The following is a 14,914-nucleotide window of genomic DNA, read 5'->3' as shown; positions in this document are numbered from 1 at the left end:
GAAACAACTGATTCGTCGGTTATTGATCGTATGGCTCAAGATTCAGCATCGAATCGCTCAAGATCAGGTGTCGCGCTCAAGCACCTTCCAGCGGCTCTCCAGCATCTCGATGCGCATCTGGTCTTCCTGGTACATCAGGCCATAGTACTCACGCTTATTGAGCAGCCAGAGCAATTCGAAGTGAACAGCCTGCAGCAAGGCTTCTGCAAGATCGGGCGAGTCAAGGGCTGATCCCTGGAAGATGACCTTGCGGGTTTCGAAACGATCCAGATGGACAGCCTGGAATCGCTTCAGGTTGGGAAACGCATCAATCGACACGGCTCCGCCAACAACGAACTCAAGACCGGCCTTCTGGCACTTCCTGGCGATATCTTCACCAACCTCGGTGACCTCATTTCCTTCCAGGCCCTCCCGACCAACGCCGAGCGAGCAGCTGAAGTCAACACGTCCGAACACGACGCCATTGCAGCCAACCTCCGCAGAGGCTGCTGCGATCAGATCATCGATGCAGCGATAGCCCGCGATCGTTTCCACGTTGAACAGGAACTTGACATCCTCCTGATCCTCAGGAGCAAAGACCTTGTTCTTGGCGGCAATGAATTTCCCCAAGGCATAGGGGGATTCCACCATGGGGGCAATGATGTAATTGACCCCAAATTGCCGCGCCTCAAGCATGTCACGGATGGCCTCGCAGCCACCCACCTTCAGGGCCATGCCCACATCGGCCTTGTGGGCGATTTCGAGCAGCCTCAGGAGCTCGTCCGTACGGGTACCTTCAGCCTCAAACTCAGCCTTTGTTGCAACCACACCGAAACATTCTCTTCCGCGCTTAAGAATATCCAACATCTTCCGTTCATGAGCGTTCATCGGTCTCGTGACGATTGGTCGAATCTTACCAGAAATGGACGCTTTTGATTACTCGGATGTGTGCAGGTATCGGTAAACACAAGAAGCAATCTCGTCGGGGAGGTCGGGAGTCATCCTGTGAAGCGGATTGGATTCCATGCCACCCTGGGCACTGATACGGCTGGAGATCTTGGGGAAATAGCTTTGCTCCGGATCGATGGGCACAAGGAACAACGCTGGCGATGGACGCTCCCATAACTCAAGGAACACAGGATCGTCGGAACACCACCCAGCGGAGAGGGTGTGGACGGGCACGTCATAGGCCTTGCCAAGGAGCCTCCAATCGGGAAACCCCAGACCGGAGCGAACGTCACAGCCGACGTAAGAGCCTTGAAAGTAGTTCTTCTGGGTCATGCGGATCGATGCATAGCCCTCATTGCAGAACAGGAAGATCTTGAGATTCAGATCGTTGACGGCGACCGTGGCCAGCTCCTGAAGGTTCTGACTGAACCCACCGTCCCCCTCCACCAGAACGGTGCGATGGTGGCGGTCGGCGAGGGCCACACCGATCGCCGCCGAAAGGCCATAGCCCATGCTCGCCAGCCCCTTGTTCGTGAGCATCGTCTGGCCCTGACGCAGGTGAAAGGCCTGCATCATCACGGTGAAGGCACCACCACTGCTGCAGGGAACGATGTGGTCGGCATCACCGCAGACCCTGGAGAGGTCCATCACCATGTCGTAGGGATTCAGATAGCCCTCGGCCGTGGCATTGCAGGCCTCTGAGAGGGGCAATCGGGATTTGACGTCCTGGCAGAAGGTCAGCCATTCCGGGTGCTGGCCAAGATCATGATGAAGCAGCTGGCTCAGAAAGGCATCGGCATCGGCCTCAATGGCCTCCGCCAGCGTCGGATTCGGCTTGGCCAGCTCGGCTGGGTCGATGTCCACCTGAATCACATCCCCCACCGGCAGGAACTCCTGCCAGTTGAAACCTGTCTGCTGCAGCCCGAGCCGGCTGCCGATGGCAATCAGCAGGTCGGACTGCTGCAGCAGGATGTTGCTGTAACGCTGCCCCCAGGTGTTAGGCCGACCGAAGTAATTGGAATGGTCGGACCCATAGCGATCGGCCCCATTCCAGGTGGTCATCACCGGCAGCCCCAGGGACGCCAAGAGGGACTCAAGCTTCTGGGCACAGGGCCGCGAGACACCACCACCGAGGAGCAGGACCGGCCGTTGGGCTGCGGCGACGCGTGCCGCGATCCGGGCCGCGGTGGGGGCGGTGTCGGGAACCGCGGCCGTGGTCGCTGGGGTGAGGGGGGCCCCCTCTGCGGCCAGCCAGTCCTCGGGGACCGGATGGGCCTGGACATCCAGGGGGAGCTCCAGAAACACCGGCCCAGGCCGACCCTGCCAACTCAGCGCCACGCTGGTCAGGAAGGAGAGATGATCCAGGGGCTCCCGCAGACAGAGACTCTGCTTGCACAGTGGGGCCGCCAGCGCCACACCGTCCACCTCCTGGATACCCAGCTGACGCAGGCCGGGAGGGGCCAGATCACTCACTTTGACCTGGCCTCCGAGCAGCAGCAGCTCGCGGCTCTCCAACCAGGCCCCCGCCAGGCCCGTGAGGGCATTGGTCAGACCCGGACCTGCCGTGACCAGGACAAAGGCACGGCCGATTCCTTCTGCCGCGGTTCCCGAATTCAGGGTGGCATTGTGATGTTCGGCGGCAATGACGGCAGCCACCTCATGCACCGTGGGAACGCACACCATCTGATGGCGGGCGGAATTCAGCAGATGCATGATGTTCCCCCCCGCGACAAAGTAGCAGTGGGTGAAGCCCGCGGACTTGAGCCACTCCAGCATCACATCGGAGTATTTCATCAACCAATCTCCTGGGGAACGGAAGACACAGCCTTGAGGGCCTCCTCCGTGGCGAGCTGGATGGCTGCCAACTGGGGCTCACCGGCCGGGATCTTGATTTCCTCGACCCCAAGCACACTGGAAGGCTCTAATCCTGGCTTCACACCGCTGGAGGTCGGAACGATCAGATGATAGTAACCGGGAGAATGCTTCTTGTCAGCAAGAAAGGCACGACGGAAACGTTCTGGGTCAAACGATTCAACGGCCGTGGGATCAAGCGTCGGATGCAGAAGCTGAAGGCAATGATCCCAGAGCGACAGACAATCGGGCGGTGACCCGAGAAAGCGGACCGCCGCCATCATCCCCAGGGCCACCGCCAGCCCGTGGGGAATGGCGAACTGGGTCGCCGATTCCAGGGCGTGCCCCCAGGTGTGGCCAAAATTGAGGCAGCGTCGCTCTGCCCGGTCGAATTCGTCCCTCTCCACGAACCACTGCTTGACCCGCAGGGTGGCGTGCAGCAAGGCGGCCAGGTCCTGCTCGCTCCAGGCTCCGGCCAACACAGGCTGCACCAGCTCCAGATAGCTGGAGAAGGCCTCAGGTCCACGGCAGAAGGCGATCTTGGCAGCCTCTGCAGCCCCGCCTGCCATCTCCACGGCAGGCAGTGTGCGTGCGAAGACAGGAAGGATCTGAATGCAGCGAGGGGGGTGGAAATTGCCGATCAGATTCTTGTAGGCGCCGACATTGATCGAACTCTTGCCCCCCATGCAGGAATCGGCCATGCCCAGGAAGGTGGTCGGCACGTAGTCCCAGGCGATACCTCGCATGTACAGCGAGGTCACGAAGGTGGCGATGTCCTGAATGACGCCACCTCCCACGGCGAGCAGGCGGGAGCCGCGACCGAGTCCGGCCTGCTTGAGCGCCACGAACAGCTCGATGGTCTGCGGCAGGGACTTGGCGTCTTCGGTGGCCTCCACGAAGATGACGGGCTGCTCTCCTGGAAAGCTGATCCTGTCCCGGAAGAAGGCATCCATCAGGATCAGGTCCGCCTCAGGCTTCCATGCCCCGAGATCGGTCAGCCCCTGGAAGTCGATGCTGTAGTCGGACAGTGAGCTGCGGATGACGATGGGGGGGAGCGAAGCCAGGGACAGGGACGTCATGAAGGACTTGGAGTGCTGGTTATGTGTGCTTGAAGCCGATGAAACCGCCGTCCACGGTCAGGAACTGGCCGGTGATGAAGCGATTGCCAGGCCCGACCAGGAAAGCCGTGGCTGCGGCGATGTCCTCGGGTTGGGCGAGGCGGTTGAGGGCCGTCTGGGACGTGATCGCCCCGATCTGCTCCGGGGACAGGTGACGTCGCGTCATCGGTGAATCCACCACACCGGGGAGCACCGCATTGATCAGGATGCCCTTCTCTCCCAGATCCATGGCGCAGGACTTCACCAGGCCCTGCAGTGCGGCCTTGGAGACGGTGTAGGAGAGTTTTCCCAGCCGGCTCTCCAGCTGCCAGATCGAACTGATGACGCAGAGGCGACTGCCGCGCTCCAGCCGCCCCGCCGACAACAACGCCGAAAGACTGGCCGCAATGAACAGCACGTTGCATTGCCAGAGCCGCTCGAAGGTGGACGGATCGAAATCAGCGATCGAATCACTGGCATTGAGGCCGTGGGCCCACACCACCGCATCCAGCGGCGGCAAGGCCGAAAACAGCTCGGCACTCACCGGCTCGGCATAGGAGAGGGCCACGTGGGAACGGGCACTCCCTGAGGGGGAAACGGCTGCCGAGCCGGCCGTGTGGAGCTGATCACCCGCAGCCGTCAGGGCTTCGGCGATGGCCGAACCCAGGGCACCCCCGGCGCCGAACACCAGCACATTCCGGGGTCGCGGGTCAGGGGGAACGGCGCTCATGGAAGCAAGACCCCTAGGCCGCCAGCAGCAGGAAGCGTTGCTGTGCCCCATGGTAAGGGGACTCCCCGGATTTTCAGGCCTTCGTCTCGCGGGAGGGAACGTTGTGGCGGCTTCGCTCCACCACCAGGGGCAGGCGCAGGGTGCGCTGGTTGATGAAGCCGATGTATTCGCCCAGGATGCCGAGGGCGAACATCATGGTGCCGGCGAAGAACAGCGCCGAAACCGACAGCATGGCCACACCGAACTGGAAGCTGTCCCAGAAGATCAGCTTGCTGACCATCACCACGAACGACAGCAGAATCGAAAGGGCCCCGAGCGACAGGCCGGCGGTGGTGATCAACCGCATCGGCTTGCGGGAGGAGGTGACGATGCCGAGCACGCCGAAATCCACCAGGAAGGAGAGCGAGGCGGAGCTGCTGCCGCCCTTGCGATCGGCACTCACGTAGGGAATCGTGGACCACTTGAAGCCGATGGCGCAGACCAGGCCCTTGATGAAGGGATAGGAATCGATCGATTGCCGCAGGGCCAGAATCACGGAGCGGTCGTAGATGCCGAAACCGGTGGTGTCGCGCACCATTGGGTAGTCGGACAGCCACGAGAGTGTGGCGTAATAGATCTTCTTGCACAGGAACAGGATCGGGCTTTCGTGGCTGGAGCGCCGCACCGCGAAGATCACCTGGTCATCGCCCTTCTTCCAGGCGCTGATCAGATCGGCCACCAGCTCGGGGGGATCCTGCAGATCCGCCATCAGAAAGACATTGGCATCGGCGTCGGGCACCAGCAGGGCATTGGCCGAGGAGCGCACGAAACCGAAGTTCGAGACGTTGCGGATCAGGCCGACGCGGGAGTCCCTGGCCGCCAGCCCCTCGATCAGTTGCACCGTGTGGTCGGTGGAGCAGTTATCGGCAAAAACGATCGAAAAGACATCGTCCGGAAACTGCTCGAGAACCTTGGCCAGCCTCACATAGAGCGCTTCGACGTTGGACGACTCGTTGTAACAGGGAATGCAAATGGCGATATGATGCGTCGACGTCGTCATGGGCAAATGTTGTCAAAAAGCATGCTGCAGGCAGTGTATCTTTTGGCTGCCGTTCTTGCGGCATGCCTGGGCCAATTCATCTTGCGGATCCGGCCGCCGGCCGAAGGCGTCCGCACCGGTGCGATCTACCTGGCGGCCTCGCTTGTTTGCTATGGCGCCTCCTTCGGCATCACGGCCCTGGTGCTGCCCGGGGTCGATCGAAAACTGGCCGTGCTGGTGCTGAGCCTGCAATATCCGCTGCTGTATGTGTTCTTCTCGCTGAAGGATGCGGCCCCGGTGGCTCCGGCCAACATCCTGGCCATCACCCTGGGCTATGGGATCGTGGCCCTTGGAATTGCGGGCCGCTAGCTCACTCCCGCAAAGGCCACGGGGCCGCTGATCAGCCTCGACACATAGACGGCCGTCTCACCCTTGGAGCTGTTTCCAGGCCGATCCAGATCGCTCAGGGAAAACTCCAGTGTCTCGCCGGAGCGCACCGCCAGGCCGCCTGTGAAGGGGAACCGGGCGATGTGGTTGTCCTGCAATCGGCTCTTGTCCACATCCGCCGAACAGACAGGAGCATCAGCCGATGGGGATTGAACGCAGAGGCGCAGGACGCCATGGTTGACCCGGTTGTTGGTGCCGATCATCAGACCGACGGCCTCCATCTTCAGATCCGCCTGTGGAACGACGGGGAAGCGCATCGTCTGGCCGGTGTGCAAGGACATCGGCTGGAGCTGCCTGGGCAGGAGGTCGCTGACCTTCGAATTCATCGGCGTGAAGTGCATCACGCCGGCGCAGAGTCTGTCGATCTGGGGCCGACCCAGCTGGAAACTCCAGATCGGGCCCGCGAAGATCTGCAGCTCCATCGGCAGCTTGCCGGGCACCCTGCACTGCTGCTCGAGCTGTTCGCTGTAGCTGATCGGCGCCTCGCGGCGGGCGACGTTGTTGTGATAGAAGACGATCGAAAGGATCAGCCAGCAGGCCATGATCCTGGAGGCCGTTCCCTGGCGGGTTGTGCGATCGCGCACCAGGAGAACAAAGGCCGTGAGCAGGATCGTGAGGAACAGAACGGTGTTCCAGAAGAAGAAGCGCCCGCCGGCATCCTCCACGGTCAGGGCGGCGAGGGGGGCACCCCGGCGCACCGCCACCAGCAGGCTGGAGAAGGAGAGCACCATGGTGGAGAACATGGCCAGATAGAGCATTGACGGCTGCCGCATCCGGCGACTCACCACCCGCACGGCCAGCACCACAACGGCCACCATCACAGCCACCAGCAGCAGTTGCAGCGGCTCCGGCAGCACCCGCAGGTACCAGCCCGGCTTGTAGCCGCCGAACAGGGGGCTGACCAGGTGGATGGTGAACCAGTCGAGCAGCACATCCGGCCGTGCCAGCAGCTTGCTGATCGCCTGGGCGGTGGAGACCTTGTAGCTGAAGGTCAGCTGGGAGAGATAGAGCTGCACGGAGGAGAGCAGCACCGGCAGGGTGAGCCAGAGCGGGGCCAGCGAGAGACGACGCCGCTTCAGCAGCACGAAGACCAGCAGGGGCAGGCCGTAAAGGGCGACGAAAGGGCCCGTGAACACCGCCACCAGCCCATAGAGAAACAGCAGCAGCTGAAAGCCCGGCCACACCCGGAGGGGCGACGCCTCGCTGCCTTGCAGCAGGCGGCCATAGACCGCGTAGGCGATCAGGATGAAGCCGAGCGGGAAGAAGATATAGGCGTTGGGCAGATTGAGATAGGTTTCCTGGCCGTAGGGGTAGAAGACATAGGGGATATAGGAGAAGCGCAGGATCCGGCCGAAGAACCCCATCCGGATCAGGGCCTCCATGCAGCACAGGGGCACCAGGTAGCTGGCCCAGGCCACCGCCAGGAAAAACTGCGGGTAATCCAGCGGCGAGAGGTTGTTGACGGCGAACAGGGCCACCAGGCGCTGCAGCAGGTGGCTGTAGCCGGCGTAGGTCTTGAAGATGGAGTGGACGCCTGAATCGATCGCCGTCTGCAGGAAGATCGATCCGTCTTCCGCATAGAGGAGCGGCTCCAGGGTGATGGAGGGCCGCCTCAGGAAATAGAACAGGGCGCAGAGGCCGATAAAGCCGGCGGAGACGAGCAGGGGGCGCAGCTTCTGCAGGGCAACGGGCATGGTTCGGTTCACCCCGGCCTCAGCCCATCAGGTTGGTTTCGGTCCAGGCGAGCATGCGGCTGACGCCGTCGCGGCAGGAGATGGCCGGCGACCAGCCCAGGAGGCGCTGGGCCTTGCCGATGTCGGCGATGAAGCAGTCCTGGTCGCTGGCGCGGCGGGGGGTGGGGGTGTAAACGAGCGGCGGAATGGCCAGCAGCTCGGCGAGCAGGGCGAACAGCTCCAGCAGGCTGAGGGAGTTGGCGGCGCCGCCGCCGATGTTGAAGATCTCGCCGGTCATGCGCTCCCGGTGCTCGTAGGCGGCCCGGTAGAGGCGGATCAGGTCGTCGGCGTGGAGGACATCGCGCACCTGCTTGCCGGTGCCGGCGATGGTGAAGGGCTGGGGGGACACGCCCGCCAGGTGGGCGCGCTTCTGCTCGATCGCCTTCTGGCAGAACCAGCCCACCCAGCCCTGGTCGAAGGAGGCGAACTGGCGGCCGCCGAAGATCGAGGAGTGGCGGAACACCACCGTTTTCAGGCCATAAACGCGGGCCCAGTCGCGCACGTACTGGTCCGCCGCCCCCTTGGAGCAGCCGTAGGGGGTGGAGAAATCGAGGCCGAGGGCTTCGTCGAGGCCTTCGGGGTGGTCGGGGAGGCGGTAGCGGGTGGGGGTCTCCTCGTAGCGGAGGCCCTCCAGGTCGCCGTAGACCTTGTTGGTGCTGCTGTAGGCGATCAGCGCCTCCGGGGAGAGGGCCCGGGCGGCTTCGAGCACGTGGAACGTGCCCAGCACGTTGGTCTGCAGGTCGCGGGCGGGATCGGTCAGGGAGGTGGTCATCGCCACCTGGCCGCCCACATGGGCGATGTAGTCGAAGGGGGCGTGGCGGCGGAAGACGGCCATCACGGCCTCGGCTTCGGCCAGATCGCCCTGGATGAAGTGGAAGCGCCCGGGGGCGGCCTGGGACTCCAGCCAGGCCAGGTTGGCCGCCGAACCGCGCCGGAACAGGGCATCGAGCACGATCACCTCGGCGCCTTCCTGCAGGTAGGAGGCGGCCAGGTTGGAGCCGAGAAAGCCGCAACCGCCGGTGATCAGGACCTTCATCGGATTCAGGGCAGAGGGGACGCGGGAAGCCTCAAACCAGCCAGGTCCGGAACGTATCGCTCGATCTGATCGGGTCGGTCGGGAAGCACACCGGGGCGCAATCTACCGGTCGCCCCCAGGTGGCTCCACTCCGCCTCGGCGAAGGCCAGCAGGCTGGTGGCGACGCCCGAGCCGATGTTGGCCACCAGGGGGCGGCCCGGGGCCACATCGGGGCGCGTGCAGGCCTCCAGCAGGTGGGCCGCCACGGCGGCGACAGGCACGAAATCACTGACCTGGCGGCCCGAGGTCATGGGGAAATCCTCCCCGGCCAGGGCGGCGCGCCGCAGGGAGGGCCAGAAGTTGCCCGCGAACTGGCCCTCGCCGTAGGCGGTGAAGATGCGGCCGTAGAAGAGCTCCAGGCGCCGCTGGATGGCGAAGGTGCGCAGGAGCTGGAAGGCCGCCGCCTTGCTGGCCCCGTAGGCGCTCAGGGGCTCCAGGGGGGCATCGGGGGGGATGGCCGCAAAACGGCGGGCGGCGTTGCCGTACTCGTGGCTGGTGCCGGTGACGACGCAGCGGCGCACCCCCGCCTCCGCCGCCAGCTCCAGCAGCCGCAGGCTGCCGGCCACGTTGGCCTGCACCAGCTCGGCCCAGGGCACCTGCTTCGGGCTGACACCCGCCGAGGCCAGGTGCAGCACCGCCTCCACCCCCTCCAGCGCGGAGGCCGGGAGGGTGAGCAGATCGCCCTCGCACCACTGGGGCTGGCGCGGCAGGGGGATCACCGGGGCGGAGCGGGACGAGCGCCGCAGGGCCCGCACCTGGTACCCCGCCGCCAGGGCCGCCGCCAGCACGTGGGAGCCGATGAAGCCGGTGCCGCCGGTGAGGAACAGCCGCATCAGGCCTGGCAGAAGGCCCGGATCACGTCGATCTCCTTGGCCAGCATCGGCGCCGTCAGGCCCGGGTAGGTGCCGAGGAAGAGGGTGTCGACCATGATCGCGTCGGCGCCGGCCAGGTCGCCCACCACCCGCAGGGCGTCGGGGCGATCGGCGCGCAGCTGCACGAAGGCCGGCTGGCGCACCAGGTTGCCGCCAAACAGCATGCGGTTGCCGATGCGGTGGGCATCGAGCTCCCGGGCCAGGTCGGTGCGGCGGAAGGGGGCGTCGGGCTTGACGGCGATCTTGAAGCCGAACCAGGAGCAGTCGGTGCGGCAGCCGCTGGCATCCCAGGAGAAGCCCGTCTGCGGATCCCAGCCGGTGGCGTGGGTGGGCAGGGAGAACTCCAGCAAGTGCTCGGTGGCCACCAGGCCTTCGCGCAGGGTCTGCCAGTTGCGCTTGCGGGCCTCGATGAACTCCGGCAGGCGGCGCAGCTGCACCCGGCCGATGGCGGCCTGGGGATCGAGGGGTTTGAGGTTGAAGCCGAGGTGGCTGTAGATGTACTTGTGGTCGTAGCCGGCGGGCAGTTCGCCCAGCTGCCAGTCGAAGCGTTTGCCGCAGGTGTCGTCCTTGCCGGAGGGGCACCAGCAGTCGCGGCCCCAGTCGCGGAAGCTCTCGGCCACCACCTTGAGCTTCGGGTCGCGGACGATGTTGACGGCGCCGCCCTCGCCCATGGTGAGGTGGTGGGGCGGGTAGAAGCTCTGGGTGCTGATGTCGCCCCAGGTGCCGGTCCAGCGGATGACGCGGTCGGGGCCCTCATCGAGGCCAGGGCTGTTGTCGGAGAAGCCGAGGGATTCGGCCAGCTCCCGGGGCATGGAATAGGAGCACCCCAATGCGTCGCAGTTGTCTTCGACGAGGTAGAGGTCGTGGGCGCGGCAGAAGCGCAGCACGGCCGCCAGGTCGAAGGGGTTGCCCAGGGCATGGGCCATCATCACGGCCTTGGTGACGCCGGGGGTGAAGGCGGCTTCGAGCTGGTCGCAGCGGGCGTTGCCGGTGATCGGATCGGCGTCGATGAACACCGGCACCGCGCCCACCTGGAGGATCGGCGCCACGGTGGTGGGGAAGCCGGCAGCCACGGTGATCACCTCATCGCCGGGGCGCAGGCGCCGCTCGGCGGGCAGGCGGTGGGAGGTGAGGGCCGAGATGGCCACCAGATTCGCCGAGGAGCCGGAATTGACCAGCAGGCTGTGGCGCACCCCCAGGAAGGCGGCCAGCTCGCTCTCCATCGCGGCGCCTTCCGTGCCGAGGGTGAGCCAGAAGTCGAGGGTGGTGCCCACGGCCGCCTCCACTTCGTCTTCGGTGAAGACCCGGCCGGCGTAGGGGATGGTCTGGCCGTCGGCGTGGGGTGTGCGATCCGGGTCGTCGCCGGGGCGGAAGCCGGCGTGGGCCCGGCGGGCGTAGTCGCGGGTGAGCCGGAGGATCTCCTGCTTGAGCTGGTCGAGGTCGGCGGTCATGGGGTGGATCGGCCCGGCGGGCAGCAGGCGAGATAGGCGGTGAGGTCGTCGAGGCAGCAGGACACGGGGTCGTCGCCGGCTTCGATCACGCGGCGATACCACTGAAGCGTGCGGGCGGTGGTGGTCGCGAAATCCCAGCGGGGCGACCAGCCGAGGCGGTGGTGGGCCTTGTCGACCACCAGATTCAACAGACCCGCCTCGTGGGGGGCGGTGGGGTCGGAGGCGTCGATCCAGGTGCCGGGCCAGTGGGCCAGGGCCTGCTCCACCAGCTCCTGCACGGGCCGGTTGGCCTCCAGCTGGGGCCCGAAGTTGAAGGCTTCGGCCATCGCGAGGCCATCGGACGGCTCGGCGAGGGCCTCGGCCAGGGCCAGGTAGCCGCCGAGGGGTTCAAGCACGTGCTGCCAGGGGCGGGTCGCGCCGGGGTTGCGCAGGGTGATGGGCTCCCCGGCGCGCAGGGAGCGGACGGTGTCGGGAATGATGCGGTCGGCGGCCCAGTCGCCGCCGCCGATGACGTTGCCGGCCCGGGCGCTGGCCAGGCGCAGGTGGGGCGACTGGTGGGGCAGGGTGCCGCAGTAGCTGGCGCGCCAGGAGCTGATGGCCAGCTCGGCGGCGGCCTTGCTGCTGCTGTAGGGGTCGTGGCCGCCGAGGGGGTCGTTCTCCCGGTAGCCGTAGAGCCATTCGTTGTTGCGGTACACCTTGTCGGTGGTGATCAGCACCGCGGCGCAGGGCTGGGCCAGGGGCCGCAGGGCCTCGATCAGATGGATGGTGCCCAGCACGTTGGTTTCCCAGGTGAGCACCGGCTCGGCGTAGCTGCGCCGCACCAGGGGCTGGGCCGCCAGGTGCAGCACCACCTCCGGCTGGACGGCCGCCACCAGCTCGCTGAGGGCGGCCGGATCACGCAGATCCCCCACGTGGTGATCGAGGCGGCCGGCCAGGCCCAGCTGGTCGAACAGGGAGGGATCGGTGTCCGGCGCCAGGGCAAAGCCGGTGACGCTGGCCCCCAGCTCGCAGAGCCACAGGGCCAGCCAGCTGCCCTTGAAGCCGGTGTGCCCGGTGAGCAGCACCCGCTTGCCCTGCCAGAAGGCGGGATCGGGCTGCTGCCAGGCCCGCCGGGGGGAGGTGCTGGCCATGGTCAGCTCCAGATCTTCCAGGGGGCGCGGCCCTGCTGCCAGAGGTCTTCGAGGCGCTGGCGGTCGCGCAGGGTGTCCATGGGCTGCCAGAAGCCGCGGTGCTTGAAGGAGTTGAGCTGGCCCTGGGTGGCCAGGGCCTTGAGGGGGGCCTGCTCCCAGACGCACTGGTCGCCGTCGATCAGGTCGATCACGGGGGGCTCGAGCACGAAGAAGCCGCCGTTGATCCAGGCATTGTCGCCGTCGGGCTTCTCCTCGAAATCGGTGACCACATCGCCGTCGAGGTGCAGGGCGCCATAGCGGCCGGGGGGCTGGACGGCGGTGAGGGTGGCCTGGAGGCCCTGGCGCTGGTGGTGGGCGATCAGGGCGGTGATGTCCACGTCGGCGACACCGTCGCCGTAGGTGAAGCAGAAGGACTCGTCGTCGGGGAGGTAGCTGCGCACCCGGGCCAGACGGCCGCCGGTGAGGGTGGCGTCGCCGGTGTCGACCAGGGTGACCTTCCAGGGTTCGGCCTTCTGGCGGTGCACTTCCATATGGTTGAGATCCATATGGAAGGTGACATCACTGGTGTGCAGGAAATAGTTGGCGAAGTATTCCTTGATCACATAACCCTTATAGCCACAACAGATGATGAAATCGTTGATGCCGTGGTGGCTGTAGATCTTGAGGATGTGCCACAGGATCGGCTTGCCGCCGATCTCCACCATCGGCTTGGGCCGCAGGTGGGTCTCCTCTGCGAGTCGGGTACCCAGTCCACCGGCCAGGATGACGGCTTTCATCAGGCAGCAACGGGCCAGGCAGGCGGCGGCAACCTAGCAAAGGCACTCCATACCACCGAACCCAGACAGGCCAGGCGTTCTGGTGGCTGCCACGGGCTCAGGCAGGCAGGCGAAACACGACAGTTTCCTAAGCCCCCAGACAACGCCGGAGGCCTCTGGCCAGGATGAAAATCGTTTCCATCACTGGCCTGTGGCCGCCCGAAGCAAGAAGCTGGCGCTGACGGAGGTCAGGGGGCTGATCCAGGCGCTCCTGGCAAAGCCGGAGCTGGACGAGGCCGATCTGCTGACCTTCGCTGAGGCGATCAACGGGGCAGCTTTCAAGGATCCGCCGCCGCCGAAGCCCAAGCCGCCCACCGCCACCGAGATCAAGAGCAAGGTGCTGGCCCATTTCAGGTGCAAGACCGTCACCCAGCTGCGGAAGGACAAGAACTTCCAGCTCTCGATGACGGGGGAAGAGGTGGCGCTGAAGACCAAGGACGACTGGCTGGTGCTCTATCGGCGCTTCATCGGCATTCCGGCCAACGAGCGGAACCTGGAGGACGGAGCCACCGTGATCAACGGCATCGACGTGCTGCAGCACTTCCGGCCCTGGGTGGTATTCGGCCTCGACCCGAAGACCGCCACAGCCGATGAGGTGCGCGAAGCGTTCCGGCGCCTGATCCAGGTGCACCACCCCGACCACGGCGGCGATCCCCGCGTGGCGGAACGCCTGCAAATCATGAAGGACTCGATCCTTGCCCTGATGCCCTGAAGCGATGCGCGACTTTTTGACGGCCCAGGAAACGGCCAGGATTCTCGGGAAACGGATTGACATCCTCTACAACATCGTCGAGGCGTTCGACGCCAAAGCCGACGACGAATGGGAGCTGGTGGAGGGCGAGCACTTCGAGTACGCCGGCCCCGCCGTGGCCGGCGCCAATGGGCGGCGCCCCCGTCGCTTTAGCGAGGAGGGCGTGGAGGCCCTGGCCCGCTACATCGAAGCCACCGAGAAGACGGGCGTGCTGGGTTGGTTCCGTGAGCGGCTGTTCAACGTGAAGCAGAAACGCAAGCAACTGTTGGTGTCGCGGCGGATCACCCAGGAGTTCATCGAGGCCGGCGGCACCCTGGAGATCCGGGGCGATCTGGCCTTCGTGAGCCGCAAAACCACGGTGGGGATCCTGCAGACCAACTACAAGGGCCTGTCCAACTCATGGGAGCGGCTGCGCACCGCTGGTACGGAGGAGGGAGAGGAAGCCCTGGAGCTCAACAAGGACTTCCTGGAGAGCGAGGAGCGGCAGCTGCTGATCAGCCAGCGAGGCATCGCCCGCGTCGCCCGCGACATGCGGGTCAACAGCCGCATCACCAAAACGCGCCAGGCCTGGATCGAAGCCGTGGGCGATGTGGTGGAAGCCTGCTTCAACTCCGAGATCCGTTACCTCACCCAAGGCGTGGACCGAGCCATGAAGCGCGCCAAGTCGGCGGCCGGCCATCGCTGCGAAATCACCGGCAAGAAAGCGGCCGTCCACAAGAAGATTGACCTGGACGGGCACCATCTGTTCGACCGCCGCAGCCGACCGGACCTGGCCGACCTGCCGGAGAACATCCTGGTGCTGATGCCCGATCTGCACCGGGAATTCCATGGCTGGAAAAGCGGCCCCTGCACCCCCAAGGATGTGCTGGTGTTCATCGAAACGGCGCGGGGGGATCTGTTCGATCCGGTGAACTCGCGCGACATGAAACGGCTACGGACGTTGACCCACCGGCTGCAGCGGTTCCAGAGTGAGCGGGAGGGACAAAAGGTGAGGTATCACCGGCGCTGAATTACCAT

General features: G+C 65.3%; 14 protein-coding genes. 3 read left to right on the top strand and 11 right to left on the bottom strand.

All coding sequences use genetic code 11. From position 1 onward, the window contains the following. Nucleotides 1-63: 63 nt before the first annotated feature. From H6G99_RS15720 to H6G99_RS15700, 5 genes are all read right to left on the bottom strand, one after another. Nucleotides 64-846 (bottom strand): aldolase/citrate lyase family protein, encoded by a 783-nt coding sequence (locus tag H6G99_RS15720; RefSeq protein WP_233133788.1) that lies wholly within the window; start codon nt 844-846, stop codon nt 64-66. A 69-nt stretch (nt 847-915) separates the two neighbouring features. Further along, nucleotides 916-2,703 carry a thiamine pyrophosphate-binding protein gene (locus tag H6G99_RS15715; protein WP_502707697.1) on the bottom strand — a complete coding sequence of 596 codons (1,788 nt, stop codon included), beginning with the start codon at nt 2,701-2,703 and terminating at the stop codon, nt 916-918. A 17-nt stretch (nt 2,704-2,720) separates the two neighbouring features. Continuing rightward, nucleotides 2,721-3,857: a 3-dehydroquinate synthase gene (locus tag H6G99_RS15710; RefSeq protein ID WP_190612511.1), complete on the bottom strand. Its 1,137-nt coding sequence runs from the start codon at nt 3,855-3,857 to the stop codon at nt 2,721-2,723. Between the two features lie 19 nt (nt 3,858-3,876). Continuing rightward, nucleotides 3,877-4,605: an SDR family NAD(P)-dependent oxidoreductase gene (locus H6G99_RS15705; RefSeq protein WP_190612509.1), complete on the bottom strand. Its 729-nt coding sequence runs from the start codon at nt 4,603-4,605 to the stop codon at nt 3,877-3,879. A gap of 73 nt (nt 4,606-4,678) precedes the next feature. Beyond that, nucleotides 4,679-5,644, bottom strand: a complete 966-nt coding sequence (locus H6G99_RS15700) for a glycosyltransferase family 2 protein (RefSeq protein ID WP_190612508.1) — start codon at nt 5,642-5,644, stop codon at nt 4,679-4,681. Nucleotides 5,645-5,665: 21 nt separating this feature from the next. Between H6G99_RS15700 and H6G99_RS15695 the strand changes: the two genes are divergently transcribed. Then, nucleotides 5,666-5,992 carry a hypothetical protein gene (locus H6G99_RS15695; RefSeq protein ID WP_190612506.1) on the top strand — a complete coding sequence of 109 codons (327 nt, stop codon included), beginning with the start codon at nt 5,666-5,668 and terminating at the stop codon, nt 5,990-5,992. Here H6G99_RS15695 and H6G99_RS15690 read toward each other — a convergent pair. Genes H6G99_RS15690 through rfbF form a run of 6 tightly spaced genes read right to left on the bottom strand, consistent with a single transcriptional unit; the run spans nt 5,989 to nt 13,107 of the window. Beyond that, complete coding sequence (locus H6G99_RS15690) at nt 5,989-7,764, bottom strand: hypothetical protein (protein ID WP_190612504.1); 1,776 nt, start codon at nt 7,762-7,764, stop codon at nt 5,989-5,991. The genes H6G99_RS15695 and H6G99_RS15690 overlap by 4 nt on opposite strands. 19 nt (nt 7,765-7,783) lie before the next feature. Beyond that, nucleotides 7,784-8,839 (bottom strand): SDR family NAD(P)-dependent oxidoreductase, encoded by a 1,056-nt coding sequence (locus tag H6G99_RS15685; RefSeq protein ID WP_190612502.1) that lies wholly within the window; start codon nt 8,837-8,839, stop codon nt 7,784-7,786. Between the two features lie 5 nt (nt 8,840-8,844). Then, the gene (locus H6G99_RS15680) at nt 8,845-9,711 is read right to left on the bottom strand and encodes an NAD-dependent epimerase/dehydratase family protein (RefSeq protein WP_190612500.1); all 867 of its coding nucleotides are present in this window, start codon (nt 9,709-9,711) and stop codon (nt 8,845-8,847) included. Beyond that, nucleotides 9,711-11,201, bottom strand: coding sequence for a lipopolysaccharide biosynthesis protein RfbH (gene rfbH / locus H6G99_RS15675; RefSeq protein WP_190612499.1), 1,491 nt, complete (start codon nt 11,199-11,201; stop codon nt 9,711-9,713). The genes H6G99_RS15680 and rfbH overlap by 1 nt, the downstream gene beginning before the upstream one ends. Further along, nucleotides 11,198-12,331, bottom strand: coding sequence for a CDP-glucose 4,6-dehydratase (rfbG, locus tag H6G99_RS15670; RefSeq protein WP_190612497.1), 1,134 nt, complete (start codon nt 12,329-12,331; stop codon nt 11,198-11,200). The genes rfbH and rfbG overlap by 4 nt, the downstream gene beginning before the upstream one ends. Nucleotides 12,332-12,333: 2 nt before the next feature. After that, nucleotides 12,334-13,107, bottom strand: coding sequence for a glucose-1-phosphate cytidylyltransferase (gene rfbF, locus H6G99_RS15665; RefSeq protein WP_190612495.1), 774 nt, complete (start codon nt 13,105-13,107; stop codon nt 12,334-12,336). 82 nt (nt 13,108-13,189) lie between these two features. Here rfbF and H6G99_RS15660 point away from each other — a divergent pair, with 82 nt between their 5' ends. Together H6G99_RS15660 and H6G99_RS15655 are read left to right on the top strand one after the other, a co-directional pair. Further along, nucleotides 13,190-13,858, top strand: coding sequence for a J domain-containing protein (locus tag H6G99_RS15660; protein WP_353617268.1), 669 nt, complete (start codon nt 13,190-13,192; stop codon nt 13,856-13,858). A 4-nt stretch (nt 13,859-13,862) separates the two neighbouring features. After that, a complete protein-coding gene (locus H6G99_RS15655) occupies nt 13,863-14,906 on the top strand; it encodes a hypothetical protein (protein ID WP_190612494.1) in 1,044 nt (347 codons plus the stop codon). Nucleotides 14,907-14,914: the final 8 nt, after the last annotated feature.

Origin of the sequence: Synechococcus sp. FACHB-909 (assembly GCF_014698945.1) — a bacterium.
Classification (GTDB): domain Bacteria; phylum Cyanobacteriota; class Cyanobacteriia; order PCC-6307; family Cyanobiaceae; genus Cyanobium.
This window is presented reverse-complemented; position numbering and strand designations above follow the sequence as displayed.